The 25,944-nt window shown below is 62.5% G+C and carries 23 protein-coding genes; 11 read left to right on the top strand and 12 right to left on the bottom strand.

From position 1 onward, the window contains the following. Window positions 1-168 precede the first annotated feature (168 nt). Genes BV071_RS28350 through purD form a run of 4 tightly spaced genes read right to left on the bottom strand, consistent with a single transcriptional unit; the run spans window position 169 to window position 3,766 of the window. Window positions 169-1,095: an aspartate carbamoyltransferase catalytic subunit gene (locus tag BV071_RS28350; protein WP_035614612.1), complete on the bottom strand. Its 927-nt coding sequence runs from the start codon at window positions 1,093-1,095 to the stop codon at window positions 169-171. Next, window positions 1,085-1,954, bottom strand: a complete 870-nt coding sequence (locus tag BV071_RS28345; RefSeq protein ID WP_035614610.1) for a hypothetical protein — start codon at window positions 1,952-1,954, stop codon at window positions 1,085-1,087. The genes BV071_RS28350 and BV071_RS28345 overlap by 11 nt, the downstream gene beginning before the upstream one ends. Window positions 1,955-1,964: 10 nt before the next feature. Continuing rightward, the gene (pyrR, locus tag BV071_RS28340) at window positions 1,965-2,495 is read right to left on the bottom strand and encodes a bifunctional pyr operon transcriptional regulator/uracil phosphoribosyltransferase PyrR (protein ID WP_035614608.1); all 531 of its coding nucleotides are present in this window, start codon (window positions 2,493-2,495) and stop codon (window positions 1,965-1,967) included. A 14-nt stretch (window positions 2,496-2,509) separates the two neighbouring features. Further along, on the bottom strand, window positions 2,510-3,766 hold the full coding sequence (gene purD, locus BV071_RS28335) for a phosphoribosylamine--glycine ligase (RefSeq protein WP_035614606.1): 1,257 nt from the start codon (window positions 3,764-3,766) through the stop codon (window positions 2,510-2,512). A gap of 149 nt (window positions 3,767-3,915) precedes the next feature. On the opposite strand from purD, the gene BV071_RS28330 reads away from it, so the two are divergent. From BV071_RS28330 to BV071_RS28320, 3 genes are all read left to right on the top strand, one after another. Then, on the top strand, window positions 3,916-4,098 hold the full coding sequence (locus tag BV071_RS28330) for a hypothetical protein (protein WP_035614604.1): 183 nt from the start codon (window positions 3,916-3,918) through the stop codon (window positions 4,096-4,098). Between the two features lie 116 nt (window positions 4,099-4,214). Continuing rightward, entirely contained in the window at window positions 4,215-4,637 is a 423-nt protein-coding gene (locus BV071_RS28325; protein WP_035614602.1) for a hypothetical protein, read from the top strand. A 24-nt stretch (window positions 4,638-4,661) separates the two neighbouring features. After that, window positions 4,662-10,595, top strand: coding sequence for an Ig-like domain-containing protein (locus BV071_RS28320; protein ID WP_035614599.1), 5,934 nt, complete (start codon window positions 4,662-4,664; stop codon window positions 10,593-10,595). Window positions 10,596-10,693: 98 nt separating this feature from the next. Here BV071_RS28320 and BV071_RS28315 read toward each other — a convergent pair whose 3' ends face one another. The 7 genes from BV071_RS28315 to BV071_RS28285 are packed head-to-tail and all read right to left on the bottom strand — an operon-like array spanning window position 10,694 to window position 18,329. Continuing rightward, window positions 10,694-11,089, bottom strand: a complete 396-nt coding sequence (locus BV071_RS28315; protein ID WP_035614596.1) for a type II toxin-antitoxin system VapC family toxin — start codon at window positions 11,087-11,089, stop codon at window positions 10,694-10,696. 3 nt (window positions 11,090-11,092) lie between these two features. Then, window positions 11,093-11,386, bottom strand: coding sequence for an Arc family DNA-binding protein (locus BV071_RS28310; RefSeq protein ID WP_035614594.1), 294 nt, complete (start codon window positions 11,384-11,386; stop codon window positions 11,093-11,095). A gap of 27 nt (window positions 11,387-11,413) precedes the next feature. Next, window positions 11,414-12,424: an oligopeptide/dipeptide ABC transporter ATP-binding protein gene (locus BV071_RS28305; protein ID WP_035614592.1), complete on the bottom strand. Its 1,011-nt coding sequence runs from the start codon at window positions 12,422-12,424 to the stop codon at window positions 11,414-11,416. Continuing rightward, the gene (locus BV071_RS28300; protein WP_035614590.1) at window positions 12,421-13,410 is read right to left on the bottom strand and encodes an ABC transporter ATP-binding protein; all 990 of its coding nucleotides are present in this window, start codon (window positions 13,408-13,410) and stop codon (window positions 12,421-12,423) included. Before BV071_RS28300 ends, BV071_RS28305 begins: the two co-directional genes overlap by 4 nt. Further along, the gene (locus BV071_RS28295) at window positions 13,407-15,476 is read right to left on the bottom strand and encodes an ABC transporter substrate-binding protein (protein ID WP_052573984.1); all 2,070 of its coding nucleotides are present in this window, start codon (window positions 15,474-15,476) and stop codon (window positions 13,407-13,409) included. Before BV071_RS28295 ends, BV071_RS28300 begins: the two co-directional genes overlap by 4 nt. Continuing rightward, window positions 15,473-17,032, bottom strand: a complete 1,560-nt coding sequence (locus BV071_RS33875; RefSeq protein ID WP_052573983.1) for an ABC transporter permease subunit — start codon at window positions 17,030-17,032, stop codon at window positions 15,473-15,475. Before BV071_RS33875 ends, BV071_RS28295 begins: the two co-directional genes overlap by 4 nt. Before the next feature lies 1 nt (window position 17,033). Next, the gene (locus BV071_RS28285) at window positions 17,034-18,329 is read right to left on the bottom strand and encodes an ABC transporter permease (protein WP_035614587.1); all 1,296 of its coding nucleotides are present in this window, start codon (window positions 18,327-18,329) and stop codon (window positions 17,034-17,036) included. Window positions 18,330-18,518: 189 nt separating this feature from the next. Here BV071_RS28285 and BV071_RS33870 point away from each other — a divergent pair, with 189 nt between their 5' ends. From BV071_RS33870 to radC, 4 genes are all read left to right on the top strand, one after another. Beyond that, window positions 18,519-20,117: a peptide ABC transporter substrate-binding protein gene (locus BV071_RS33870; RefSeq protein WP_052573982.1), complete on the top strand. Its 1,599-nt coding sequence runs from the start codon at window positions 18,519-18,521 to the stop codon at window positions 20,115-20,117. 20 nt (window positions 20,118-20,137) lie between these two features. Beyond that, window positions 20,138-21,064: an ABC transporter permease gene (locus tag BV071_RS28280; protein WP_035614583.1), complete on the top strand. Its 927-nt coding sequence runs from the start codon at window positions 20,138-20,140 to the stop codon at window positions 21,062-21,064. A 46-nt stretch (window positions 21,065-21,110) separates the two neighbouring features. Beyond that, complete coding sequence (locus BV071_RS28275; RefSeq protein WP_035614580.1) at window positions 21,111-22,082, top strand: ABC transporter permease; 972 nt, start codon at window positions 21,111-21,113, stop codon at window positions 22,080-22,082. A gap of 62 nt (window positions 22,083-22,144) precedes the next feature. Continuing rightward, window positions 22,145-22,840, top strand: coding sequence for a DNA repair protein RadC (gene radC, locus BV071_RS28270; RefSeq protein ID WP_035614578.1), 696 nt, complete (start codon window positions 22,145-22,147; stop codon window positions 22,838-22,840). Between the two features lie 66 nt (window positions 22,841-22,906). Here radC and ykgO read toward each other — a convergent pair whose 3' ends face one another. Next, entirely contained in the window at window positions 22,907-23,071 is a 165-nt protein-coding gene (gene ykgO / locus BV071_RS34535; protein ID WP_075091026.1) for a type B 50S ribosomal protein L36, read from the bottom strand. 131 nt (window positions 23,072-23,202) lie between these two features. Here ykgO and ruvB point away from each other — a divergent pair, with 131 nt between their 5' ends. The 4 genes from ruvB to BV071_RS28250 all read left to right on the top strand — a co-directional run bounded on the left by ruvB (window position 23,203) and on the right by BV071_RS28250 (window position 25,910). Beyond that, window positions 23,203-24,228, top strand: a complete 1,026-nt coding sequence (ruvB, locus tag BV071_RS28265) for a Holliday junction branch migration DNA helicase RuvB (RefSeq protein WP_035614577.1) — start codon at window positions 23,203-23,205, stop codon at window positions 24,226-24,228. 90 nt (window positions 24,229-24,318) lie between these two features. Then, window positions 24,319-24,744: a transcriptional repressor gene (locus BV071_RS28260; protein WP_035614574.1), complete on the top strand. Its 426-nt coding sequence runs from the start codon at window positions 24,319-24,321 to the stop codon at window positions 24,742-24,744. A 1-nt stretch (window position 24,745) separates the two neighbouring features. Further along, entirely contained in the window at window positions 24,746-25,024 is a 279-nt protein-coding gene (locus BV071_RS28255; RefSeq protein WP_035614573.1) for a hypothetical protein, read from the top strand. Next, complete coding sequence (locus BV071_RS28250) at window positions 25,017-25,910, top strand: tyrosine recombinase XerC (RefSeq protein WP_035614570.1); 894 nt, start codon at window positions 25,017-25,019, stop codon at window positions 25,908-25,910. The genes BV071_RS28255 and BV071_RS28250 overlap by 8 nt, the downstream gene beginning before the upstream one ends. The last annotated feature ends 34 nt before the right edge of the window (window positions 25,911-25,944 follow it).

Raw genomic sequence — 25,944 nt, 5'->3', positions numbered from 1 at the left:
AGGATGTGACGAGTCGCCAAATGTTCAGAGGGGTGGACTCACCCAGAACTTGAATTGCGCCCTGTGGGGACGACTCGCCCAAAAAGCGGCGATTCCCGCGCGCACTCTTAAAGCGGCTGCACCGCCAGCGGGGATACTGTTTGGTGAATCGAGCCTCCCAGCCGCCGCTCACTCCCCTTCCCCGCCCGGCTTCAGCCAGTAAAGCACCGCCATCCTCACCGCGATGCCATTCTCCACCTGCTGGTTGATCAGACTCCGCGAGTAATCCATCGCCGCGTCGCAAAGCTCCACTCCGCGGTTCACCGGGCCGGGGTGCATGAGCCAGAGGCCCTCTCCATCAATCCGCTTGAGGCGTTCCTCGGTGATACCGTAAACCTTGTGATACTCCCGCAAGCTCGGGAAATACTGCACGTCTTGCCGCTCCATCTGCACGCGCAGCAGATAGACGACATCCGGCTTCCACTTCATCGCCTCCTCGTAGTTGGTGAAGCGCCGGGTATTCTCAGGCCCGACCTTCGGCACCAGCGAGCCGGGCCCGAGGTAGGCAACTTCCACGCCGAGGCGCTTGAGGATCGTGCTAGTCGAGCGCGCCACGCGGCTGTGCAGGATATCCCCGATGATGAGGACCCGCTTGCCGGTGAGTTCCGGGAAGACCTCCTTGATTGTGAAAGCATCTAACAGCCCCTGCGTCGGATGTGCATGCGCGCCGTCGCCCGCATTGATCACACTCGCCTTGGTCATCCGCGCGATCATCCCCGGCAAGCCGCTGCGACCGTGGCGCACCACGATGAAGTCGGTGCGCATCGCTTGCAGCGTCTCGATCGTCTCGCGGACCGACTCGCCCTTCACCACCGAGGAATGCGGCACGTCGAAATTCGTCACGTCCGCGGACAAGCGCTTGGCCGCGACCTCGAAGGACGAGTGCGTGCGGGTGCTCGGCTCATAGAACAGCATCAACACCGACTTGCCCTTCAGCGCCGGCACCTTCTTGACCGAACGGGTGAAGAGCTCCTTGAAGGGAACGGCTTGATTGAGCAGGAGGTCGATTTCCTCCCGTTGCAGTGAGCTGATGTCGAGCAGGTCCTTACGCGCCATAGTTGGGTGTAAACTGGTGAATGATGCCGAAGACGAGAATGAGAACGCCGATGATCGTGATGAAGCCGGCATGGTGGCGCGAGCGCGGCTTCTTCCAGGCGATCCAGCCGGCCAGCAGCAGGGCGATCACGCCGAAGCCCGCGAGCAAACCGAAGCCCAGCCTGTCGAGCCCGGGCGTCCGCGAGAACTCGGCCATTGCGATCGTCGGAAATTCGGGACTCGGCACCGTCGGCAGCCAGTGGCTCAGCCAAGCGCAGAGGATCCCAAGGGCGGGCAAGAGGTAACCCAGCGTCAACGCATACCAGCGCGCCGTCTGCTGCCCGATGTGGTTCAGCGCCTGGTCCGGCGAAGCCTGCTGAATCCGCCGCATCGCCATCAACTCGCGCTCGTCGTGGCGGCGCTGTGGCAGAGCCGCTCCATCGACCCGCACCACGGCCACTTCAGGGTCCAGACGCCGCGTTTCAACAATCCCCTGCTCGGACTTGCGCAGGGAACGCACCGTCTTCGGCAGGCGCGCCACCGGCGACAGATCTTCCTCGAGCTCGGACTGCTCCTCCAAAACCGCATCCTCAAGCGCCACCCGCTCGGCGTGGGCCCGCACCTTCGCCGCGTGATCCGTGGCATGCGGCTCCGGCGGACCGGATCTGGTCGCGGGAAGCGCGGCTTTCGCTGCTGGAGCCACCGCAGCCGGGGAAACCGCTTCCTTCGCCACCGGGGGCGGCGGAGGCGGCGGAGGTGGTGCCGGGGGCCTTACCGCGGGAGCGGCAGATTCCCCCCCGTCGGCTGGCGCTCCGGGAACGCCCATCGCCTCGCGGAGTTTCGCGATTTCCTCGGCGGATTTGCGGCGTTGGGGCAGCATGGGGAAGGGCTTATTCGGTCTTGGGCTCGACGACCTCGATCTTGTCTTCTCCGTCCGTCGCTTCCAAGGAAACAAGCACGTGATCGTGCCGGGAAGTTTCGAGCAGGATCCCGGTGTAGTCCGGCTGGATCGGCATCTCGCGGTGCCCGCGGTCGATCAGCGTCGCCAGTTCCACCTTCGCCGGACGGCCGTAATCGGACAGCGCATCCAGCGCCGCCCGGATCGTCCGCCCGGTGAAGAGCACATCGTCCACCAGGATGACGTGGGCCCCATCCACCGTGAAAGGGATGTCGCTCTCCTGCAGCTTCGGGTTCTCCCGCAGGTGCTCGTAATCATCGCGATACAGCGAGATGTCCAGGATCCCCATCGACAGCTCGCGGTCATCCTCGGCCAAACGGTTGCAGACCCGCTCCGCGACTTCATCGCCACGGCTGCGGATCCCGACCAAGGCGATCGGCTCGCCCGCGGTTCGCGCGCGGATCGCAGCGGCTAGGATATCGATGCCCTGCTCGATGTCTTCTGGGCCAAGGGTGCGGTTCATCAATCAGGGGGTGTTCAGTCTTCGAAATGCATGATCCCGATGTCGCGGCGGCGCTGCGAACCATCGAATGAAATCTGATCCGCAGCCGCGTGTGCCGCGGCCACCGCTTCTGCACGCGTAGCGCCACCTGCCACAGCCGCCAGCACCCGGCCACCATTCGTCACCCACTCGCCCGCAGGACTGCGGTGCGTGCCCGCGTGATAGACCCGGAAGGCACCGGGATCATCGAGCCCATGGATCACATCACCATTGCGCGAGCTTTCCGGATAACCGGCGGAGGCGAGCACCACACAGACGCTCCAGCCTTCATCGAAAGAGATCAGCTCGGGCTTCAGCTCACCCTTGGCTCCCGCCAGGCAGAAGCTGGCGAGATCGCCCTTCACTAGCGGCATCACCGCCTGGCACTCCGGGTCGCCGAAGCGGCAGTTGTATTCGATCACCTTCGGCCCCTGCGGCGTGAGCATCAGCCCGAAGTAGAGGAAACCGCGGTAGGGCAGCCCCTCCTTGCGCAGGCCCGCCACGGTCGGAGCCACGACATCCTTCTCAATCGTCGCGAGCAGTTCGGCCGGGATCAGCTGGCGGCTCGCCACCGCGCCCATCCCACCGGTATTCGCACCCGCATCCCCTTCCCCGATCCGCTTGTAATCGCGGGCCGGGGTGAAGATCAGATACCGCTCATCCACGATCGCCGCGAAGATCGAAACCTCCGGGCCAGTCAGGAACTCCTCCACCAGTACCCGCCCCGGACCGAAGCGATTCTGCGTGAAAACTTCATCGAGGAAGGCCTCGCCCTCCTCTTGGTTCAGACAGACCGCCACGCCCTTGCCAGCGGCCAGCCCATCGAACTTCAGGACCGTCGGATACTGCCCGCCTATCGCGGCGCGCGCTTCCTCCAAAGTGCCACAAGCGCTCGCCTTGCCGGTCGGGATGCCCTGGCGCTCCAGAAAGGCCTTCGCGGACTCCTTGCTGGCCTCGAGCTGCGCGGATTGCAGGTGTGGTCCCCAGCAGGGAATCCCCGCCTTCTCGCAGAGATTGGCGAGGCCCTCGCCCTTCACCAGATAGCTTTCCTCGCCAGCCACGCAGAGATCGATCTCGTGGACCTCCATCCACTCCACCAGTGACTCCAAGCCATCCGCGGCGACCGGACGGGCCATCTGCAGGATTGCATCGCTGCCGGGGTAGCAGAAGAGCTCGGGCTCACCCGGGGATTCCGCCAGTGCCCGTACCAGCGCATGCTCGCGCCCCCCTTTGCCCACGACAACGATCTTCATTTCCGGACCGGTTTTGGGGGAGGGCGGCGGCGGACTCAACCCTTGGTTTCGGCGATTTTCACCCCTTGGGGTTCCCCTCTAGCTCCCCTGCTACCCCCTCCCGTCATGACGTAATAGTGCCCATGGCCGCTCCATGAGACTCTCCGGACATGACTAGCGCCACTCGCCATCGCCGTCTGCTCCTCGCCCTCGCCTCCGCCATGCTGGCCACCACCATCTATGGCGGTCTGCCGATCGAGCGCCCCAAGCGCAAGCTACGGATGGTGGAGGCCACCCCGGAGATGACCCTCCCGGCCGCCAAGACCGCCTGCGCCAACGCGCAAGTTGCTTGAAAAGAGCGGAGTTCCTCCGCTTGCCCCACCGGAGGGCCCAGATCTAACATCCACCAAGTCCTCCCGCTTATCTTCCTGGCGAGGGGTCTTGCAGTCCGGCCAATCTCTCCCTCCCCATGAATTCCCCCTCCCTGAAGCGGGCGGCGCTTGCCGTCCTCCTTGGCTTGGCCGTGTGCCTGCCCTTCATTCTCCGCCGTGGAGATGAAAAAGCTGCCGCAACTTTGACCGCGGCACCGCCCCCAGCGCAAAAGCCCGCGGCCCCGGATCCCTCCCTGCCGGCTCCCCTGCCCGCGAAGGCCCGCACCCCGCCGGCCCCGGCTCTCGAGCCTCAGGCTGAGGCGGAAACCTATGTGGCCGGACATTTCCCCGGCGTGAGCGTCCGGCATCTGCCCGGCACCGACCAGCCGACGCCGCCAGAGGGAACTCCGCGGACCCCGGCCAAGGTCAGCGAGGTCGTGCTACCCGACGGGCAGACCCTGATCGGAGCCAGCGTCGATGAGAGCTGGCGCATCCCGCTCAAGGCTGAAGCCAAGCCCTGAGTTTCCTTTCCCTCCCCTTCTCCCATGAAATTCTTCCTCCCCCTCCTGTTGGTAGCGACTGCCTCGGCTGTCCCGATCCAAGTGACTTACACCGACGCGGCGAATACCGGATTCTTCGATCCCGCGCCGCGAGCTGCCACGGGATCCAATCCCGGCACCACCCTGGGCCAGCAACGGCGGATCGCCTTCGAGTATGCCGCTTCGCGATGGTCCTCACAAATCAAGGGCAGTATCCCGATCAAGGTCACAGCCGGCTGGGCGAGCACGGCACCGGGCGGCAATGGGATCATCACCATGGCCAGCGCCAGCCCGCAGAACTTCTTCAAGAATGGCGTGGTCGTGAGCGGGCTGCCGAAGAACAACACCTTCTATCCCTCCGCTCTGGTGGATCAGGTGATGGGGCAGGATCTCGTGCTCAACGGGACCTCCACCGACGTCTCGGTGAACTGCAATTCCTATCCCGACGAGATCACCTCGGACGGTTTCTCCTGGAACTACGACCTGAACAACAGTGGTGCGGGCAGCTCCTTCGCCGGTGCGATCTTGCACGAACTTGCGCATGGCTTCGGCTTCATTGCAACCCTCGACCAGAACGGCAATTACGGGATCGGCTTTCCCACGGCATGGGATAGCCTGATGACCGACGGGGCAGGCACCTTCCTGACGACCATGGCCGCGGGAAGCCGGGTGCCGCTGCGCACCAGCGACGATGTCTTCGCCGACGGTCCGACCCTGCGCCTCTACAACAACGGCAATCCCGCCAAGGTGCATGCCCCTGCCACCTACAGCGGCGGCTCTTCGCTCCATCACTTCGACGAGACAACTTATTCGACTCCGGGCAACATCAACGAGCTGCAGACGCCGCTCTTGAGCTTCCCGACTCAGGCCTTCGGTCCGCTGGTCACGAGCGCGATGCGCGACATGGGCTACACCATGGCCGATGAGCTGCCCCCCGTCGCCGACATCACGAGCCCGGCTCCAGGCAAGATCTATACCAGCACGGCTCTGGCCGCGACCGGCATCTTCGGAACCACCACCGATACTTCCGCTGATGGCAGCGCCAAAGCGGTTGGCCTGCTGCGGACGAAGATCGCGCTCTACAGCTCAAGCCAAGGGAAATGGTACCGCTGGAGCACCCCAGGCTTCGACTCGGGCACCTTCAATTACGCGAACCATACCAAGGAAGCGACGATCGAGAATCTGCTGCCGATTGCGACCGGCTCGCACACCTGGCGCACGGCGCTGCCCGCCGGACTGCCGGACGGCGGCTACGAACTGCATGTCACCTCGGTCGATCAGAACGACCAAGGGAGCAGCTTCATCTCGAACTCCTTCACCATCGACAACACCGCGCCTCCGGTGGTTATCGAGCCGTGGGCGAACAACGGCCCACCGATCTTCAATCTTGATCCATTGAAGATTCTGGCACCGGACGCCAACACACTGAAGGTCGAACTGCGGCGCACGGTCGGCGCCGATCTCTTCTTCTGGAGTGGCACCAACTGGAGCACTACCCCGACCCAATTAGCGGCGACTCAAAACGCCGGGCGCTGGACCTTGAACGTCTCCCCGCCCAACCGGCAGAACTGGCCGCAAGGCCAAGCGATCACGATCCGCGTGATCGCCACCGACGCCGCCTCCAACCAGACCATCTCGAGTATCGGTGTAACGCGCACCGCGGCGGACAGCAGTCTGCCGGTGGTGAGCTTCGATTCTCCTACGAGCGGCAGTGTGCTCACCGTTCCGAATCTCCCGTCGCTGCTGGGCAAGGCATCCGATCCGGAATCCGGGATTGCATCGGTCACCTTGAGCATCGCCCACTTCATCCCGGGCGGCGGGGTGGAATTCTGGAGCGGGACCGACTGGAGTGGATCGTCGGTGAACCTGCCGGTGACCCACGATCCGGACAGCGGCAAGTGGACCGCACCTGCCGGCTGGAATCTTCCCAGTGCCGCGGTCCTCCCGAACGGCAACTACTCGATCCAAGTCAGCGCGACCAACCGCGAGATGCCCGCCGGCACGACCGGCGCCGGCGTGTCTTTCAGCGTGGACCATCACCCGGTTTATACTTGGACCGGTGCCACGCTGCGCGACGACAACTACACCAATGACAGCAGATCCTGGGGAGTGGCGGAGAACTGGAGTCCCTACGGTGTTCCCGATGTGAACGATAAGGTCGTGATCGCGAATGGCGACGAGGTGACCAGCACGATCAGCCGCAGCGTGTATGGGCTGACCTTGGTGAACAGCTATTTGAACTTCGTGAACGGACCCGGTGCCTTTGGCACTGTCACGACCAGCCATCAATCCGAGTGGAGCGGAGGAACACTCAACGGGATCTGGAACAATCAGGGCACGCTGCAATTGACCGGCCCCGCGGACCGCTGGCTCGGCGGTGGCGGGTGCCTGAACAACTCGGGCACCGTAAGCCACAATGCTGGTGTCATCGTCGGCCAGCAAAACGCAACCATCACCAATCTGCCCGGTGCCACTTGGATCCTGGCCACAGCGGGTGACGTGTTCTCAAACTACAACGGCGGCAACCAATTCATCAACCAAGGCATCCTGCGCCACACGGCCGCGAATGACAGCGAGTTGAACGACTGGTCCTACTCACTGGGCGGCGAAGTGCAGAAGCAAGGCGCGGTGCTGGTCCTGCGAGCCAACGCGACGCTGCCGGGCGGCGTGCAGTTCACCGGTGCGGGTGGCTTCCGGATTGCCGACGGCACGGTGTCCACCAGCGGGTCGATCACCAATGCAGCCGGACTTTTCCAACATGCAGGCGGAACTCTGACGACAAGTGCACCGTTGAGCATGAACGGCAACTTCGTGTGGAGCGGAGGAGCCTTCGAAGGCAGCCTCACCCTCGCGAATGGATCGGATCTCTCCATCACGGGCGCCTGCCAACTCAATACCAACTCGGTCTTCAACAATTCCGGCACGGTGCATTGGACCGCTCCCAGTCCCCTGGTGGGCATCCAGAACGCGACCGTAAACAACCAAGCCAGCGGCGTGTGGCGCCTGGAGAACACGGGCGATGCCTTCGCGAACTACAATGGCGGAAATGTTTTCAACAACCAGGGACGGCTGGAGAAAACCGGCAGCGGCCAGACCATGCTGCGAAACTGGACTTACAGCAGTCCGGGGGAGATGAAAGCCAGCACAGGCCAACTCTACATCGCTGCCGACTGGAGCGCGACCGGAGGCTCCGTCCTGAGCGGCACGGGCACGATCGAAATAGCCGGTGGCACCTGGACCTTCAACGGCGCGGTCAGCTCCACGGTGGCGACACTGAAATTCACCGGTGGAACGCTGAGCTGCGGTCCCACCGCGAAGATCCAGGGCAACTGGATTTGGAACGGTGGAGCGCTGAGCGGCTCTCTGGAAGTACCGGCCGCCACCCAACTGAGCTTCGACGGCGGTTCCCAGCTCAACCAAGGTGCAACTCTGGTCAACAAGGGCACCGTGCTCTGGCAAGGAACCAGCCCGATAGTCGGCATCCAAAACGTAGCCGTGACCAATGCCCCCGGGGCGCTGTGGCAAATCGCTGCCACCGGGGCGCCTTTCACCAACTACAACGGCGGCAACAGCTTCACCAATCAGGGGACCTTCCGGCGCACCGCGACCGGCGGTGATGTGACACTGCATTCCTGGACCTACAACCAAGCCGCATCCTTCGAATCGACCGGCGGCGGCGACACCATCATCAACTCCCCGCTCAACCTGCTGGAAGGTTCGTCTTTCAATGGCGCGGGCAAGTTCATCCTGGCGGGTGAAAGCTGGCTGAAGGGCGCTTGCACCCTTGCGGGAACCATCGAGCACACCGGCGCCCTGCACGGTGAGGAGGCCGGACAGATCAAGGGCACCCTGCGCTGGGTGGCCGGCGGCATGGATGGGATCGTGAAGGTGGCGAACCTCGCCTACTTGCGCTTGAGCAGCGACAACCGCCACACTCTCGGGGCCGGCTCCACGATTGATTGTAGCGGCTCGCTCGTCTGGGAGGGTGGCGAACTGCAGGGCATCCAAAACGCGACGCTGCGAATCCGCAATGGGGCTGGAATGACGATCGGGTCCGCAGCCGCCTTCACCAACTACAACGGCGGCAACCACCTGGTGATCGATGATGGCGCGAGCCTCGTGAAGACCAGCGCGGGCGACAGCGCGATCTACTGGGCCTTCGACAACGATGGCAGTGCGGCGGTGAACAACGGCATGCTCTTGTTGTTTGGCGGCGGCAGCGGCGATGGCAGCTTCACCGGCAATGCACCGGGAGTGCTGCGCTTCGCCAATGGCGGGCACGTGCTTGAAGGAGGTGCCACCTTGGCTGGCAACGTCGAGATCACCGATGGATCCTTGCTCGCCAGTGGCCCTGCCAGCGGGCGCCTGGCCCTGAAGGGCGGCACTGCGGGCGGTGGAGACGGCGGGCTCTTCGACTTCGCCACGGGCTCAACTTGGACCGGCGGCAACATCCAGGGACAAATGCGGATTCCCACCGGCCAATCACTGGTCGTCTCCAGCCCCAGCGGCAAGGAACTGACCACCGGCGCGGTGCTGGAGGTGCAGGGGCTATTGCAATGGGACGGAGGCTATCCGATCCAAGGCCACCAGAACTCGACCATCGACGTGAAGAGCAATGGCACCTTCCGCGCGAGCGCGGACGGCGACCTCTTCGCCAACTACAATGGCGGCAACCGCCTGCTGCTGGCCGGCACCTTTGAGAAGAGCGGCGGAACCGCATCCACCTGGCTGGACGAATGGGCGGTCGAAGGCAATGGCACGATCCGCACCCTGCTAGGCAAGACCGACCTCCAAACCGAAGCGGCGTTCAACGCGGGCACGCAATTCCAAGGTGCAGGCCGCACGCGCTTCAATGGCGGCAACGTCTACTTGCGCGGAGCAGCCACGATCCAAAGCAACGTAACGGTGGAATTCTCCGGCGCGAATGTGAACGGTCATGACGATGGCACTGCAGCGCTCAACGGAGGCCTGATCGAATGGAGCGGAGGCACGATCAATGGCGTGTTGACGCAGAACACGAACATGAGCCTCACCGGTCCCGGCGAGAAGTGGCTGGGCTTTTCCGCCCAGCTGCGCAATGCGTCCCAGATGACGCTGGGAGGCACAGGTATCCTGGGAGGCCGGCAGAATGTGCGCCTGATCAACCTGTCCACAGGCACCTTGAATTGCCCGGGCAGCGTTACCTGTGTGAACTACAATGGAGGCAACAAACTGGTGAACCAAGGCGGACTGGTCCTCGGCAATCCCTTGGGCCGACAGACCCTTCATTGGTCCTTCCAACAGACCTCAAGCGGCAGCATGACCGTGGAGCTCGCGGGCGCGAATGCCGCGACCCCTGAGTTCGACTGCCTTCTGAGCCACGAAACGGTGCAACTGGACGGAAGTCTGGTGGTGACGAAAACCGGGGGCTACCAGCCTGCGGATGGCACGACCTTCGATGTAGTCACTGGCTACGGTGGCGTGAGCGGAAAGTTCAGCACCGTGCTGGCTGCGGACCTGAAGGCGGAGTATACCCCCGGCACGCTGACCCTGCGCGCCAGCACACCCGGCATCACCTATGGTGAGTGGGCCCTCGCCGAAGGCTTGAGCGGAGCCAACGCGCTGGCCACGGCGGATCCCGACGGCGACAAGATTCCCAACGTCCTCGAGTATGCCTTCCATACCAATCCGAAGCAAAAATCGCCCGCGCCCGTGACCAGCACGATCGAGACGGTGAACAGCCAGCAATGGATCACGCTTCACTATCGCCGCTGGCAAGACCGCATCGATGCCGGGATGGGCTACTATCCCGAGCGGAGCGCCGACCTGGCCACCTGGAGTGCCAGTGCCGTAGATGAAGTCGATCCTGCCGCGACAATCATTGCCGGCTCTGAAGGACGGCGTGTGCGAATCCTACGAGGCGCGGCGCAGAAGGACTTCGTGCGGGTGCGGGTGGAGTGAGGCTCCCCTCGACGGGCGGGAAGCATCACCCATGAGGACCCGGTTCCGGATATCAGGACCGGGATGAAATGAGAACGAAGGGCTGCGCGGCTGTTAGATCAGCCGCGGATCCAATCCTCGCATTGGATGCCGGGCACTCTTCCCAAGTGCTTGGCATTGCCAGTGACCACCTTGGCCTTCAGGGAGATGGCAATTGAGGCGATCCACAGGTCCGCATCAGGAATGAGCGTGCCGGAGCGCTGCAACAGCGCCTTGAATCCGCCGAAGAATTGCGCTCCCGCAAGCGAGATCGGCACCACTTGCAAGGTGCGGAGAAACTCCAAGACAACCTGGCGATTCGCAGCGGGATCATTCGACTTCGCTGCGCCGTAGAACAACTCGGAAGCAGTGATCTCGGTCGTGACCACGGGTTGATAAATGGCACGCCGACGAGCGATCACCCTGCCATTTCCCCTGAGGATCATGATGCAGGTATCGGTATCGAGAAGATACATGGGCTACCAAGTGAGATCGATCTCCCGACCTCCGGAGCGGGTCTCGTAAAGTGCGGCGATTTCCGCCTCCACGTTCAAGTCCGACTTCCAACGGCCAGCCAAGGATTCCCACGCATCCGCCACCGCATCGGGCGACTCATTCAAACGTGGTGAAGGAAGAGGTGCGGGGGCGTCTGCAGCCAAGGAGCGCGACAGGCGGTGAATGATTTCACCGTTCAAACTCCGATTCGAGGCGGCCGCCAATTCCTTCAAGGCGGCCCCCAACTCTTCGGGAATTCCCTTGATGGTCAGGTTCATGGCGCGACGATAGCGCCCAAGGAACCATTATGCAACCATTTTGGAAATACGTTCCCAATCAGCAGCCTCCAAGCAACAGGGATCGGCGGCGACCCAGTGGCGAGGCTCGATCTCGCGGAGGGAAAGGTCAGCTCCGATCGTCTCCTCGTAGCGCGGATGACTGATGCGGTGGCCGAAGGCACTGCCCTTCGGCGGGTCGATCGGCGAGGGCACATCCCCCTCCAGCAGGATCCGCTTCTTCTCCAGAGTCGGGTCCGGCTCGGGAATCGCGGAGAGGAGGGCCTTGGTATAGGCGTGCTTCGGGCGGTGGTAGATCGCATCGGCGTCCGCCATTTCCACGATCTTGCCGAGGTACATGACCGCCACGCGGTCGGAGATGTGCTTCACCACCGCCAGATTGTGGGCGATGAAAAGGTAGGAAAGCTTCAGGTCACTCTGGAGCTCTAACAGCAGGTTCAGCACCTGGGACTGCACCGAGACATCGAGCGCGGAGACCGCCTCATCGCAGACGATCAGCTTCGGATTCAGCGCGATCGCACGGGCGATCCCGATGCGCTGGCGCTGGCCGCCGGAGAACTCGAAGGGATAGCGGTCCGCGGCGGCGCTTTGCAGGCCGACCTTTTCCAGCAACTCATCCACGCGTTTGCGGCGCTGGCCGCTTGAACTCATGCCGTGGATCAGGAGTGGCTCCTCGATAATTTCGCGGACACTGTGGCGTGCATTCAGAGACTCCACCGGATCCTGGAAGATCATCTGGAGTTCCTTTCGCAGGGGGCGCATCGCGCCGCGGCCCAGCCTGGTGATGTCCCGGTCCTTGAAGTGGATCGAGCCCTCATTGGCGTCGTTGAGGCGGACGATCGCCTTGCCCAAGGTGCTCTTGCCGCAGCCGGACTCCCCTACCAGGCCGAGAGTCTCGCCGGGCGCGATATCGAAGGACACGCCATCGACCGCGCGAACGGAGCCGACCTGACGGTGGAAGATCCCCCCGGAAACCGGGAAGTGCACCTTGAGATCGCGGACGGATAGGATCGGGCTCATACCTCGGTGGATGCGTAGCAGCTCGGGCAGGCCTCGACCCAATGGCCGGGCGACACCTGGATGAAGGGCGGACGCTCGCGGAGGAGCCGGGAAATCTGTCGATCAAGGCGCTGGCAGAAGCGGCAGCCGGGCACGAGATCCTTCAGGCTGGCGACCATGCCCGGGATCACCGGCAGCACCGTCTTGCGCTCCGTTTCCATGCGCGGGATGGAGGCCAGCAAGCCACGGGTGTAGGCGTGCAGCGGGCGGGCAAAGAGTTCCTTCACCGGGGCGCGTTCCACCACCCGGCCAGCATACATCACGACCACCTCATCGCAGGTCTCCGCGATCACCCCGAGGTCGTGGGTAATCAGCATCAGCGACATGCCCATCTCCGCCTGCAGGCGCTTCATCAGATCGAGGATCTGGGCCTGCACCGTGACGTCGAGAGCGGTGGTCGGCTCATCCGCGATCACGAGGTCCGGGCGTAGCGCGAGAGCCATCGCGATGACCACGCGCTGGCGCATGCCACCGGAGAGCTGGTGCGGATAGTCCCCTGCCCTGAGCTCAGGTGCCGGGATCTTCACCAGCTTGAGCATCTCCACGCCCGCGTGCCAAGCGTCGCGCTTGCTCATGTTCTTGTGAATCATGAAACACTCGGCGAGTTGCTTGCCGATGCGATGGACCGGATTGAGCGCGGTCATCGGCTCCTGGAAAATCACTCCAATCTCATTACCGCGGACCTTGCGGATCTGCTCCGGCTTCAGCTTGGTGAGGTCGCGGCCTTTGAAGTTCACCTCGCCTTGCAGGATCTTGCCGGAAGGTTGCGGCAGCAGGCGCACGATCGACATCGCCGTGACACTCTTGCCGCAGCCGGACTCACCGACGATGCCGAGGGTCTTGCCACGGGCGATGTCGAAGTTCACCTGATCGACCGCACGGACCAGCCCGGCATCGGTATCGAACGCCGTGATCAGATCGCGGACTTGAAGGAGCGGCTCGGTCATTCGGCGGTCTTCTTTTCGCGGTGCTGGTCGTAGACCGTGTTCTTCTCCGGGAAGGTCCGGGGCGGGACGGCATGCATCGCATCCAGCGTCTCCTTCTTGATGTCCTGATCGATCCACAGCACGTGGTTCATCTGCGGGTCATTGCCGAGGCGGACATTGAAATCATCCGGCCAGCGGACCCAGCGCCAGAAGGCGCAACGGTAGAAGGGCCGCCGGAGTGCAGGCACCCAGACCGCGCGCTCGTGGAAGATCTCCTCAAGCTGGTGGGTGGTATCGCGCACCACTTCTTCGCTGCGTGCGGCACGGTTCGCCTCAAGGATCGGGTCCACCTTGGGATCGGCGAAAACCGAGATATTGTTGGTCATCGGCTTCGGCTTGTCCGTGCCGGCCTCGTAGGCCTCCTTCGAATGGAAGCCCTGATAGAAGTCCGGGAAGGGCAACTGGCCCTGCCAGCCGAGCAAGGCGATCTCGTGCTCCTTGCGTTGGACCTTGGCGAAGAAGGTGCTGTTGTCCATCCCCTCGAGCTTGAATTCCACGCCAGCCTTCTTCGCCTCTTCCTTGATCCGCAACATCCAGGAATCGTACTGCGGCTGCTTGAGATAGCTGATGGTGAAGGACAGCCGGCGGCCCTGAGAATCCTGCAGGATTCCGTCCTGCCCGGCTTGGGTGAAACCGGCCTTGGCGAAGGCCGCTCGCGCGAGGTTCACGTCGAAGGGTCGTGTGCGGAGGGTCTGGTGGGAGTAATTCGCATAACCCGCCTCCAAGGTATTCAGCCGTTCCGCGTCCCCGCGCATGTCGAAATCGATCACCTTCTGCCAGTTCGAGGCATGTTGCAGGCCGATGCGAATGTCCTGATTGCCCAGCAGCGGCTGGTGGTGGTTGAGATAGAATCCCAGCGAGATCGCCGGGAACTGGTTGTAGTAGGTGGCTTTCTCAATGTAGCCGTTGAAGACCTGCGGGACCTCGGTCTGTTCATACCACTTGATGGGATCGATCGGGAACAGGAGATCCAGATCCCCCATCTTGAACATCTGGAAGGCCTTTTCCGTATCCCTGACCAAGAGGTATTCGAGCCGGTCGGGATTGAAACGATTGCGGTAGTACTTGCGGTCCCTAGCCCACCAGTCCTTCACGCGGGTCAGTGAGATCGAGCGACCCTTGCGGATATCCTCCGGACGGATCACGTAGGCACCGGTGGTCGGACGCGGGCGCCAGTTGTAGCGGGTCTCGAAGTCGGGTCCGAACTCCTTGAAGAAGTCCTCCTGGAAAATCCAACTGCAGGCGACGTACGGAGCCAGCGGCTTCGGGGTGGACATGCGCAGGCACACATAGTCATCTCCGTAGGTAGCGACCCCCCAATACTCCTCACCGTAGTAGTTCCGGTAGAAAGGTTCGCTCAGGTAATCCGAAAGGTAGATGTAGTACGACATCACCCAATCCCGCGAGGTCACCTTCTTGCCATCCGACCAGCGGGCCTCGGAGTCGATGTGATAGTAAACGGTCTGCCCATCCGCAGCGACGGCCCAGCGATCCGCCAAGCCCGGAATCATCTTGCCAGTCTCCGGGTGGAGCATCACGGCATAGAGCTCGATGTCGTCGGTATGGTAGGAGCGGAAGCTATTGTTCGCCTCAGCACCGACGGGCCGGACGGTCGCGGGGAAGGCGTAGCCTTCGAGGTAATAGTGGAGCGTGCCACCCTTCTTCGCCTTGGGTGATCCAATGTCCGGCTGGTCCTCGCCCGAGCTCCACTGGAGGTCCTGCGGCAGATCTTCCGGCTTGAGGAACTCGAAGTAGTCAGGCCGTTCGCTGCGGTGCTTCAGGCTCGCGAGCTGCTCGGTCTTCTCCTTGCGCTCGGCATCGCTTGGCTGGCCGGCCAGCGCGGCTTCGGTCTCTTTGATATCGGCCGCGAGCTTGGCGGCGACCTTGGCATTGTAACTTTTGTAGAAAGCTTCGCGCTCGGCAGTGTTGTCGTAAGCCTTCACGGAGAGATCCTTCTTGCAGGAACTCAGGAAGAAAGTCGCCAGCCCCAGAGCGAAGGCGGCGAGAACAAGAGCCGGGCGCTTCATTGGTAGGTGGTGAATTTCTTGGGATCGAAGGCCTCGCGGATTGCCTCGCCGATGAAAGTGATCAGCAGCAGAACGGAGACCAGGGTCGCGAAAACGGAAGCCACGATCCACGGCGAGGATAGGTTCGAGATACCATCCTCCAGCACCCGGCCCCAGCTCGGATAGCTGTCCGGCAGACCGAAGCCGAGGTAGTCCAACGCGGTCAGCGAGATCGTCAAACCGGAGAAGGTGAAAGGCAACAGCGTCACGATCGTGGAAATCGCATTCGGCAGGATGTGGCGGAAGATCACCCGCAGGGTGCCCGCGCCCTGAACCCGGGCCGCCGCCGCGTAATCGCGCGCCTTTTCCTTGTAAGTCGCGGTACGCAGGTAGGCCGAAATCCCGATCCACGAGAAGGCCGCGAAGATCACGATGATCGTCATCAGGTCGATGTTATCACGACCGATGTTTGCGGTGATGATCATGACCACCAGCAGGAAGGGAATGTTGCTGATGATCTCCACCAGGCGCTCCAGGATCAGGTCAAACTTCCCGCCCAGGTAGCCCTGCAAGCAGCCGATGGTAATGCCCGCGCCATAAACCAGCAGGAAGTAGAAAAAGGCGGCCTTCACGATCACTTGGAAGCCGCCGAAAAGCTGCGCGACAATATCCCAGCCATTGGAATCCGTTCCCAGGAAATGCCGCTCCGCGAAGACCGGAGGCGCGGGCTTGTAGAGCAGTTGCACCCAAGTTTGTTCGACAGCGGGCGGTCCGCTGTCTTCCACCGAGGTCTCCACCAGCTTGCCTTCACTCCAAGTCTGCTTGCCGGCGAAGTCTCCCTTGCCGTCGAACAACGTGGCTGGTCCCTGGAGCTGGCCGCCGCGGAAGCGGGCGTCGCGCAACTTGATGTTCTGAGCCTTGGGCCAGTACTGCAAGGCGTAGCCATTGAAGAGCTCCTTGCCACCGGGGTAGTAGACCTTGCCATCCCGTTCCACCAAGGGGCGCTTCTGGAGTTCGTCGGAGTCGAGGACCGGATCCCAGGGAATCGGCGGCATGATTGCCGTGTCGCCCTTGTTCTCGTCCTTGAGGCGCTTGGCCAAGGCGCGGTAGTCTGCCTCTTGATCCTCTTTGCCGCCGAAGAACTCCTCGGTGTAGGTCCGCTGCTGGAAGGCAGGGAAGAGCCATTGGCCATTGTATTTCACCGCCAGGGCCCGGCGGCCGACCAAGGTTTGGTCGAGCGCTGCCAAGAGGAGGAGGAAGGCGAAGATCCGGAACGCCAACCAGCCCCGGCCCATCGACCGGAAACGAGTCAGACGCCGCAGGGTGAGCGGGTTCCAATGGAAAGAACCTCCAAGAGCGATCATCAAAAGCCCGATCAGACCGATCACGCCGGCGAAGGCATGGCCAATGTAGCGCTCCTGGGTGTAATGCCAGTCACCGGGCTGATAGGCCCCGGGCTCGGCATGGAAGGAATAGAACCAGCGCAGCGAGGGCAAGGAGAGCCCGGACTCGTAGGACCAAGCCGCGGCAACTGCCACGAGGATCAGAATCAGGCCGATTTTCCGCGGAAAGGTCATCTCACTTGTAGCTCACCCGTGGATCGACCAGCACCACCGCCAGGTCCGAAATGATTTTGCCGAAGGCGGTCAGCACCGCCGCGATGAAGAGGACCCCCAGCATCACCGCCTCATCTCTCTCCAGCACCGCGCTGTATTGCAGCAGGCCGAATCCATCGATATCGAAGATCTTCTCGATCAGGACCGACCCGGCGATGAGGTAGGCCAGATTGTCGCCGAATGTGGTGGCGATCGGGATGATGGAATTGCGGAAGGCGTGGCCGAAGACCGCCCGCGGATACGACACGCCCTTGGCGGTCGCAGTCCGCACATAATCCGCCGCCAGATTGTCCATCAGGTTGTTCTTCACCAGCATGGTCATCATCGCAAAGCTGCCGACGAGATAGCAGAGCAGCGGCATGAAGGTGTGTGAAGCGAGGTCCTTGATCTTGCCAGCCAGCGAAAGGGTGTCGAAGTCATCGCCAGTGAAGCCTCGGATCGGGAACCAACCGAGCTGCGCGCCAAGCACCACTACCATCAGCGAGCCCAACGCGTATCCGGGAATCGAGTAGCCAGTGAAGATCGCCACAGAGCTGACATTGTCCACCCAGGTGCGATGCTTGATCGCCTTGAGAATGCCGAGCGGCAGGCAAATTCCGTAGATGAGCAGGATCTCGATCACGCCGAAATAGAGCGAGACCGGCATGCGCTGGAGGATCATCGACGCGACTGGCTCCTGATATTTCTCGGACATGCCGAGGCTACCTTGGAACAGTCCATCGTAGGCCGGCTTGTAGAGGACCGCCCGGTATTCCGGCATGGCAGGCAGGGCAATGCCCATCCATTTGTCCCAGCGCTTCGCCTGCTCCTCCGGACTGCGCAGACGGACTTGCCAATCGGAAAGTTCGACCCCTTCCGGCCCCTTGAAGCTGGCCTGATCGCCATTCCGGGTCACCGTGACAGTGTAGATGGTGCCGGGCACCGCCATCTCGACTTCCGTGGCACCTTTGGGAAATTCCTGCCCCTTCTTCTCGATGTCGCGGGGCACCACCCCCAGCCATTCCCCGTAGGCTCGCAGGATGCTCTTGTCGCGGTTTTTGCCCGCGACCTTTTCTTCGATATCCAGCACTTGGGCCGGGGTGATCGAGGAACTGCCGGCCTGAGCCCGGGACCGCTTGCCCTCCCCGCCGACAAGCGAGGCAAGCGACCTTTCCACCGGACCGCCCTTGGCGGTGCGGTTAATGGAGAAGACCAGCGCCGTGATCCCCAACAGCGTCAGCGGGATCAGGAGGAGGCGGCGCAGGAAGTAGGCTTTCAAATGGCAGTGTGGAACTAAAGTATCCGGCGGTTCTAGCGATCCTCCTCACCCTTGCAAGTCCCCGCCATTGTTTCATGCGGGTTTTGCCGAAATTGGCGGGGAAGCTGCAAAACTTCGACTAAAAGCGACACCGAGAGCAAAATTTTCCCTGCAATCTAGGCCCAGTACCCGCTAGTGCTGCGGCACGACATGACACGTTGCACCCTTCTCCTGCTCCCCGCCCTCCTCTGCCTGGCAAGCTGCCAGCGGGAAACGCAGGTCGAGAAGGCCAACCGGGAGAAAATCTTCATCGTCGGCAATGCCAATGATCCGAAGGCCCTGGACCCGCATCTGGTGACCGGGGTGATCGAGCACAATATCATCCGGGCTCTGCTAGAGGGCCTGGTGGCAGAGGACCCGGAATCCGATACCGGCTACCCGCCGGGGGCCGCCACCTCCTGGGAGCACAATGCGGACTTCACCGAGTGGACCTTCCACCTGCGCCCGGACGGCAAGTGGTCCGACGGCGCGCCGCTGACTTCCGCCGATTTCGATTTCGCCTACCACCGGCTGCTGCACCCGGACCTAGCCGGGCCGTATGCAGAGATGCTCTATTTCATCAAGAACGCGGAAGCCTTCAACAAGGGTGAGATCACCGACTGGAGCCAGGTGGGTGTCGCCACCCCGGACGATTACACGCTGAAGATCACCATGCGCGAGCCGGTGCCCTTCCTGCTGGGGATGACGCGCCACTACACTTGGTTCCCGGTGCCGCGGCATGTGATCCTGCGCTTCGGCAAGATGACCGACCGTTTCACCAAGTGGAGCGAGGCGGGCAACTACGTGGGCAATGGTCCCTTCGTCCTCAAGGAATGGCGCTTCAACGACAAGGTGGAGACCGTCAAGAATCCGCTCTACTGGAATGCCGCCCACGTGAAGCTCAATGGGGTGCGCTTTGTGCCGGTGGAGAACTTCTACACGGAAACCCGCGGCTTCCTGGCCGGGCAGCTCCACACCACCTATCAGCTCCCCCCGCCGCTGGTGGAGAAGATCCGCGCGGAGCATCCTGAATTCCTGCGCCAGGAGCCCTATCTCGCGACCGACTTCATCCGCACCAACATCACCCGTCCAGTACTGGACAATCCGAAGGTGCGGATGGCGATGTCACTGGCGATCGACCGCAAGCAACTCTGCGACAACATCCTGCAGGGCAACACCCCCTGCGGCACAATCACGCCGGACTTGGGCGACTATCACCCGGATCAGATCGTGAGCTTCGATCCCGAGCGCGCGAAGGCATTGCTGGCGGAAGCCGGATATCCGGGCGGCAAAGGCGTGCCGCGCTTCAAAATCCTGATGAGCAGCACCGGCTCCCGCGCCACGATCGAGGCGCTGCAGGCGATGTGGAAGGACACGCTGGGCATTCTAGTCGATCCACAGCCGAAGGATTGGGGCTCCTACGTGACGGCCCAACAGAAGCTCGACTACGACATCGCTCTGGCAGCATGGACCGGTGACTACCTCGACCCCTCCACCTTCCTGCTGATGTGGACCAAGGGGAACGGCAACAACAACACCGGCTGGTCAAACGAAGAGTTCGAGCGCTTGCTCTCCGAAGCCGCCCACCAGTCCGACGAGAAGCAGCGCCTGGAGTTTTTCAAGAAAGCCGAGCGCATCTTGATCGAAGAGCAGCCGATCCTGCCGATCTCCTATCGCGGCCGGAACTACCTGCTGAGGCCGGAGGTCAAGGGCTGGCACAAGCTCCTGCTCGACAACCATCCCTGGGCGGAAATCTCCCTCGAACCCTGAACTGAAACACGCACGGGCCCATGTTCAAGATCCTGCTCAGCCGGCTGCTCCAAAGCATCCTCGTGCTGTATCTGCTCTTCACGATCACCTTCTTCCTCACCCGCGCCATGCCCGGCAACTTGCTCGCCTCCGAGCGTGCGATGCCCGAGCATATCCGCGCCAAGGTCGAGGCCTACTACGGCCTGAACAAGCCGCTGACGACGCAGTATGCGATGCAGCTCGGCAACTTCGTGCAGGGTGATCCCGGCTACTCTTACCGCCTTGAAGGCCGGCCGGTGATCGAGGTGATCCAACAGGCTTTGCCGGTTTCCTTCCAGCTCGGCATTACCGCCATGATCGTGGCGTTGAGCATCGGTATTCCTGCGGGCTGCATCGCGGCCGCGCGCAAGAACAGCTTGATCGATACCGGATCGATGATGCTGGCGATGTTGGGTATTTGTCTTCCTGCCTTCGTGATTGGCCCTATCCTGGCGGAATACTTCGGCCGCAAGCTCGGGGCACTCCCTGCCTACGGTTGGGAGGCTGGAACGCCGAATACTTGGATCCTGCCAGCGATCACGCTGGGGCTGGCCTATGCGGCCTATCTTTCGCGCCTGACGCGTGCCGGCATGCTGGAGACACTCTCACAGGACTTCGTGCGCACCGCCCGCGCCAAGGGGGTGCCCGGCTCGCAAATCCTGATCCGCCACTGCCTGCGCGGCGGCTTGATCCCGGCCGTGGCCTACATCGGGCCAGCCTTCGCGGGGATCGTCTCCGGCTCACTGGTGGTGGAGACCGTCTTCCAAGTCCCCGGCTTGGGCCGGCAGTTCATCAAAGCGATCGAGACTCTGGACGTCCCGATGATCCTCTGCGTGACGATGATCTACGGCACGCTGGTGATTCTCGCGAACTTCGTGACCGACCTCGCCGGGGCATGGCTGAATCCGCGCCTGCGCAAGTCAGCCTGATCCCGCCGCTCCCGATCCCTCTCATCCCGCTTTTTCCAACGATTCCATGACCTCTGCCGAGAAAGGTTCCTCGCTATGGCTCGATGCCTGGTTGCGCCTGCGCCGCAACCGCGCCTCCATGGTCGGCTTGGTATTCTTGTTCCTGATTGGCGCGATCTGCGTGATCCTGCCATCGATCCCCGACTTCCTTCAGGACCCTAACAAGACCGACTTGCTGCACCGCAATTTGGGATCAAGTGGCGAGCATTGGTTCGGGACGGACCACTTGGGTCGCGATCTCTTCTCCCGGGTGATGTTCGGCGGCCGCGTCTCCATCGCGGTGGGCCTGATCACAACCTTCGTGGCGGTGACCATCGGCGTGGTCTGGGGCGCGGTGGCCGGCTATGTCGGCGGACGCATGGACGCCTTCATGATGCGGGTGGTGGATATCCTCTACGCACTGCCCTTCCTGGTAATCATCATCCTGCTCAGCAAGATCCTCGAACCGTATACGGATGAACTCACGGTTTGGGCGGTCGACCTGATCGCAGGGAAAAGCGCCACTGCCAAGCAGCTCAATGACACCCGCACTTGGGTGGAGCCGCTCAGCACGCTGGTGCCGGTGTTTGTCGCGATCGGAGCGCTGTCGTGGCTCACGGTATCTCGCATCGTCCGTGCGCAGGTCCAGAGCGTGGCGAGCCTCGACTTCGTGGAAGCGGCGCGCTCGCTGGGTCTGGGACACCTACGGATTCTTTTCCGCCACATCCTGCCTAACAGCCTCGGCCCGATCATCGTCTACACGACGCTGACGATTCCGGGGGTGATGATGTTTGAGGCTACCCTGTCCTTCCTTGGACTTGGCGTGAAGGCACCGAACAGCTCCTGGGGGGTGCTGATCCAAGAGGGCGCGAACTTCATGCTGACGAATCCGATGCAGCTGCTGTTCCCTTCGATCTTCTTCTCGGTGACCCTGTTCTCCCTGAACTTCCTGGGAGATGGTCTGCGCGACGCGCTGGATCCGAAGGCGGCAAAGGATTAGAAAGTTCAATTGAACACAAGATCCTGCTTGCCAAAACCGCAAGCAGAAGTGTTCATGCGATCATGTCAAACCTGATCGCCGATCTGCCCCTCGACGAACGGCCGCGGGAAAAGATGGCCAAGTTCGGACCGGGGGCCTTGGACAATGCGGAGCTGCTGGCTCTCTTCCTGCGCACCGGAATGGTGGGCCGCAGCGCGATCCAGATCGGGCGCGACCTGATGCAGCATTTCGGGTCGATCGGAGCATTGGGCAGCGCCGGGGTGGCGGAACTGTCAAAACAACCGGGCCTCGGCCTAGCCAAGGCCTGCCAACTGGTGGCGGCCTTCGAGCTGGGCGCACGGGCGGTGCGCGAGCAAATCGGCCGACAACCACTGGACGCGCCGGAAATCATTTACCGCACCTTCGCCCCGCAGCTCGCTTGGCTAAGGCATGAGAAGCTGATCGTGGCGCTACTGGACACCCGCCTGCGCCACGAGGGGACGGTGGAAATCAGCTCGGGGAATCTGAATGAGACGGTCGCCCACCCACGGGACGTGCTGAAGCCGGTGATTACCCGCGGTGCCTACGGCTTCGTGCTGATCCACAATCACCCCTCCGGTGATCCATCCCCCAGCAAGGCTGATGAGATTTTTACCCGCCGGATCATCGACGCCGCGGACCTGATGCAGGTGAAATTCCTCGACCACCTCATCGTTGGTCGCCCGGACGCGGGCCGTGAGCCCTACTTTTCCTTCCGGGAAGTCGGGATCGTCGTGTGAAAAGGGAAATGAAAAAGGCGACCCGCAGGTCGCCTTCTCCAAAATCTGTAACTGCTTGAGACAGTATTACTTGACGCCCTGCTTCGAAAGGCGGGTTCCCTTGGTGGCACCTTGGCGGGCCTTGAACTTCGGGTTGGTCTTGCAGATCACGTACAGCGTGCCCTTGCGCTTCACGACCTGGCAGTCGGCATGGCGGCGCTTGGCGGACGAGAGGGAAGAAAGAACTTTCATGGGAAAATTGGCGGTGCGGTGCGGGCCGCGGAAATTACGGAACCGCGCCAGCTTGTAAAGCCCATTCTTCCGCGAAAAATCGTGTTCATCCGGCCAGCGCCATGGTCTGTTGAGCCGCAGCCGCGCCCCGGATGAGCGAGAATTTCTACCAGAAGACTACTGCCGCCCCGACCACGTCCTTCGACGTCTCGCTTCGCCCGCCGGTTTTCTCCGAGTTCATCGGCCAGGAGAAGGTCAAAGAGCGCTTGCTGCTGATGGTGGAGGCGGCCCGCCAGCGCGGGGATGTGCTCGACCACGTGCTGCTCTCCGGCCCGCCTGGACTGGGAAAAACGACGCTGGCCAACATCATCGCCCGCGCCACCGGCTCCCAGCTCCACGTGACCTCGGGACCGCAGATTGAGAAGGCCGGGGACTTGGCTGGCGTGCTTACGAATTTGCAGAAGGGCGACGTCCTCTTCATCGACGAAATCCACCGCCTTCACCCGGCGATCGAGGAATACCTCTACCCGGCGATGGAGGACTTCCGGCTGGATATCATCATCGATTCCGGCCCCTCCGCGCGATCGATCCAGCTCAACCTGCCCCGCTTCACTCTGGTAGGAGCAACCACTCGCTCCGGGATGCTGACCGCGCCGCTGCGCTCGCGCTTCGGGCTGGTGAACCGGTTGGACTATTACACCCAAAATGAGCTGGCGCAGATCATCGAGCGCTCGGCCGGCTTGCTGGATATCCCGATCGTCCACGACGGGGCGATGGAGATCGCAGCCCGCTCCCGCGGGACCCCGCGCGTAGCGAATGCCCTGCTCCGCTGGGTCCGCGATTACGCGCAGGTAAAAGCCAGTGGCACCATCACCGGTCCCGCCGCGGATGCCGCCCTCGCCATGATCGAAATCGACGCCCAAGGCCTCGACGAAATGGACAAACGGATCCTCGAGGCGATGATCTACAAGTTCAACGGCGGGCCGGTGGGTGTCGGTTCGCTGGCCGTGGCGGTGGGAGAAGATGCCGCGACGATCGAGGAAGTGCATGAGCCCTTCCTGATCCTGCAAGGCTTCCTGCAGCGGACTCCTCGCGGTCGGGTGGCCTTACCTGCGGCCTACGCCAAGATCGGAGCGAAAATGCCGCCGCCGACCGACGCGCAGCAGAGTTTGTTCTGAGACACTCCATCGGGCTTCGGCCGCATAGAGGGCTGTGCGCCTCCTTTTCCCACTTTCAAATCCCCCACCCCACCCTACCTTCGCCCCGGGATGTCCGAAATCGTCGCCCAAACCATTGACCGCTGCCGGAATGCCGGGCTGCGCCGCACCAAGGCGCTGGAGGAGCTCATCGTCACGCTGCTGGATTCGCCGCGGCCGATGACCTTGTCCGAGCTGGCCGCCTCGCCGCGGCTGCGGGACCAGTGTGACAAGGCGACGGTCTTCCGCCTGCTCCAGCGGCTGGCGGAGAAGGGCGTGGTGCGCCGGCTGGGGCTGCACGAGCGGGCGGCTTATTTCACCCTGCTGGTGCCGGGGCGGCATCAGGATTACCTGATCTGCACGGAATGCGGCAGCATCGAGGCGGTGAAGGCCCCCTGCCCTGTCCATGAGCTGGAGGACGAGATCCGCCGCAAGACCGGCTTCCGCAATTTGTATCACGAACTCGAATTCTTCGGCACCTGTCCGGCCTGCGCATAAAATGAACCGTCTCGTCCGCATTGCCCTCACGATGTTCGTGAGCGCGACCATCCTGTTCTTACTGGTGGCAAATCGCGCGAAAAAGGCCCGTGACTTGCAACTGGGTCCCTCGCGTGTCAATCCCGCGACCATGGCCATCGTGGAGAAGGAACTCCAGATGGCTTGGCTTGGAGTCGTGATCGGAACTGGATTGGTCGGCGGCGGGGTTGTGCTCCTGATCACCGTCCTGATCCGCAATCGGAAGAAGCCCGAGCCCACCCCGCCCAACATCGATGGATGAAGAGCTGGAGAGTGCCTTCCTGAAGTTCATGGAGGTCGAGCGCAGCGCCTCGCCGCGCACGCTCGCAAACTATCAGCTCGCACTCGGAAGCTGCCGCACTTGGTTCGGCGCGAAGTTCCCCGGCTGGCGGGAAGTGACGGCCGATGAGTTCCGGCGCTGGCTCTACGACATGATGAAGCAGGAGCTAGCCAAGGCGACCATCCGCCTGCGCTTCGCCGCGCTGCGTTCCTTCTACAAGTTCCTGGTCCACCGCCGTGGTCTCGCACGCAGCCCGGTCGCGGAAGTGCAACTTCCCAAGCCGGAGAAGAAACTGCCGGTGGTACTCAACATCGCGCAGGTCGACGAACTGCTCGCCCTCCCCCTAACCGCTCCCATCCACAAGCAGACCCAGCCGTGGATGCCGATGCGGGATGCCGCGATCCTCGAGCTCTTCTACTCCTGCGGTCTGCGCATCTCGGAACTGCGGGGGCTCGACGTGAAGGACATCGATTTCCACGGTGAAAATGTCCGGGTGACCGGCAAGGGATCCAAGGAGCGCATCGTCCCGATCGGCGGACCGGCCCTCGCCGCCCTCCAGCGCTACCTGCGCGAGGCGGTGGTGACCAATGGCCCGATCTTCCTCGGGAAGCGCCGCACCCGCATCACCCAGCAGGCGATCGACCTGCTGCTGAAAAAATACCTCAAGCTCAGCTCGATCCCCTTCAAGATCTCCCCGCACAAGCTGCGCCACAGCTTCGCCACCCACCTGCTAGACGCGGGCGCGGACCTGCGCTCGGTCCAGAGCCTGCTGGGCCACGCCTCGCTCTCTACCACCCAGATCTACACGCATGTGACCAAGGAGCGGCTGCGCCAAGCCTACGACGACGCACACCCGCGGGCAAAATGAACCGCCAAGGGTCTTTCCTGCTCACTGATCACTT

The sequence above is a fragment of the Haloferula sp. BvORR071 genome, from assembly GCF_000739615.1.
GTDB lineage: Bacteria > Verrucomicrobiota > Verrucomicrobiia > Verrucomicrobiales > Akkermansiaceae > Haloferula.
Note: the sequence above shows the minus strand (reverse complement) of the source record. Positions and strands in the feature narration are given on the sequence as shown.

Excerpts from the sequence above, each read along its gene's own strand:
- BV071_RS28250 (WP_035614570.1), top strand. The coding sequence starts at position 25,017 with ATGGATGAAGAGCTGGAGAGTGCCTTCCTGAAGTTCATGGAGGTCGAG.
- ruvB (WP_035614577.1), top strand. The coding sequence starts at position 23,203 with ATGAGCGAGAATTTCTACCAGAAGACTACTGCCGCCCCGACCACGTCC.
- BV071_RS28345 (WP_035614610.1), bottom strand. The coding sequence starts at position 1,954 with ATGCTGCCCCAACGCCGCAAATCCGCCGAGGAAATCGCGAAACTCCGC.
- BV071_RS28320 (WP_035614599.1), top strand. The coding sequence starts at position 4,662 with ATGAAATTCTTCCTCCCCCTCCTGTTGGTAGCGACTGCCTCGGCTGTC.
- BV071_RS28350 (WP_035614612.1), bottom strand. The coding sequence starts at position 1,095 with ATGGCGCGTAAGGACCTGCTCGACATCAGCTCACTGCAACGGGAGGAA.
- BV071_RS28260 (WP_035614574.1), top strand. The coding sequence starts at position 24,319 with ATGTCCGAAATCGTCGCCCAAACCATTGACCGCTGCCGGAATGCCGGG.
- purD (WP_035614606.1), bottom strand. The coding sequence starts at position 3,766 with ATGAAGATCGTTGTCGTGGGCAAAGGGGGGCGCGAGCATGCGCTGGTA.
- BV071_RS28295 (WP_052573984.1), bottom strand. The coding sequence starts at position 15,476 with ATGAAGCGCCCGGCTCTTGTTCTCGCCGCCTTCGCTCTGGGGCTGGCG.
- BV071_RS28325 (WP_035614602.1), top strand. The coding sequence starts at position 4,215 with ATGAATTCCCCCTCCCTGAAGCGGGCGGCGCTTGCCGTCCTCCTTGGC.
- ykgO (WP_075091026.1), bottom strand. The coding sequence starts at position 23,071 with ATGAAAGTTCTTTCTTCCCTCTCGTCCGCCAAGCGCCGCCATGCCGAC.
- BV071_RS33870 (WP_052573982.1), top strand. The coding sequence starts at position 18,519 with ATGACACGTTGCACCCTTCTCCTGCTCCCCGCCCTCCTCTGCCTGGCA.
- BV071_RS28300 (WP_035614590.1), bottom strand. The coding sequence starts at position 13,410 with ATGACCGAGCCGCTCCTTCAAGTCCGCGATCTGATCACGGCGTTCGAT.
- BV071_RS28275 (WP_035614580.1), top strand. The coding sequence starts at position 21,111 with ATGACCTCTGCCGAGAAAGGTTCCTCGCTATGGCTCGATGCCTGGTTG.
- BV071_RS28310 (WP_035614594.1), bottom strand. The coding sequence starts at position 11,386 with ATGAACCTGACCATCAAGGGAATTCCCGAAGAGTTGGGGGCCGCCTTG.
- BV071_RS28330 (WP_035614604.1), top strand. The coding sequence starts at position 3,916 with ATGACTAGCGCCACTCGCCATCGCCGTCTGCTCCTCGCCCTCGCCTCC.
- radC (WP_035614578.1), top strand. The coding sequence starts at position 22,145 with ATGTCAAACCTGATCGCCGATCTGCCCCTCGACGAACGGCCGCGGGAA.
- BV071_RS28280 (WP_035614583.1), top strand. The coding sequence starts at position 20,138 with ATGTTCAAGATCCTGCTCAGCCGGCTGCTCCAAAGCATCCTCGTGCTG.
- BV071_RS28315 (WP_035614596.1), bottom strand. The coding sequence starts at position 11,089 with ATGTATCTTCTCGATACCGATACCTGCATCATGATCCTCAGGGGAAAT.
- BV071_RS33875 (WP_052573983.1), bottom strand. The coding sequence starts at position 17,032 with ATGACCTTTCCGCGGAAAATCGGCCTGATTCTGATCCTCGTGGCAGTT.
- pyrR (WP_035614608.1), bottom strand. The coding sequence starts at position 2,495 with ATGAACCGCACCCTTGGCCCAGAAGACATCGAGCAGGGCATCGATATC.
- BV071_RS28305 (WP_035614592.1), bottom strand. The coding sequence starts at position 12,424 with ATGAGCCCGATCCTATCCGTCCGCGATCTCAAGGTGCACTTCCCGGTT.
- BV071_RS28255 (WP_035614573.1), top strand. The coding sequence starts at position 24,746 with ATGAACCGTCTCGTCCGCATTGCCCTCACGATGTTCGTGAGCGCGACC.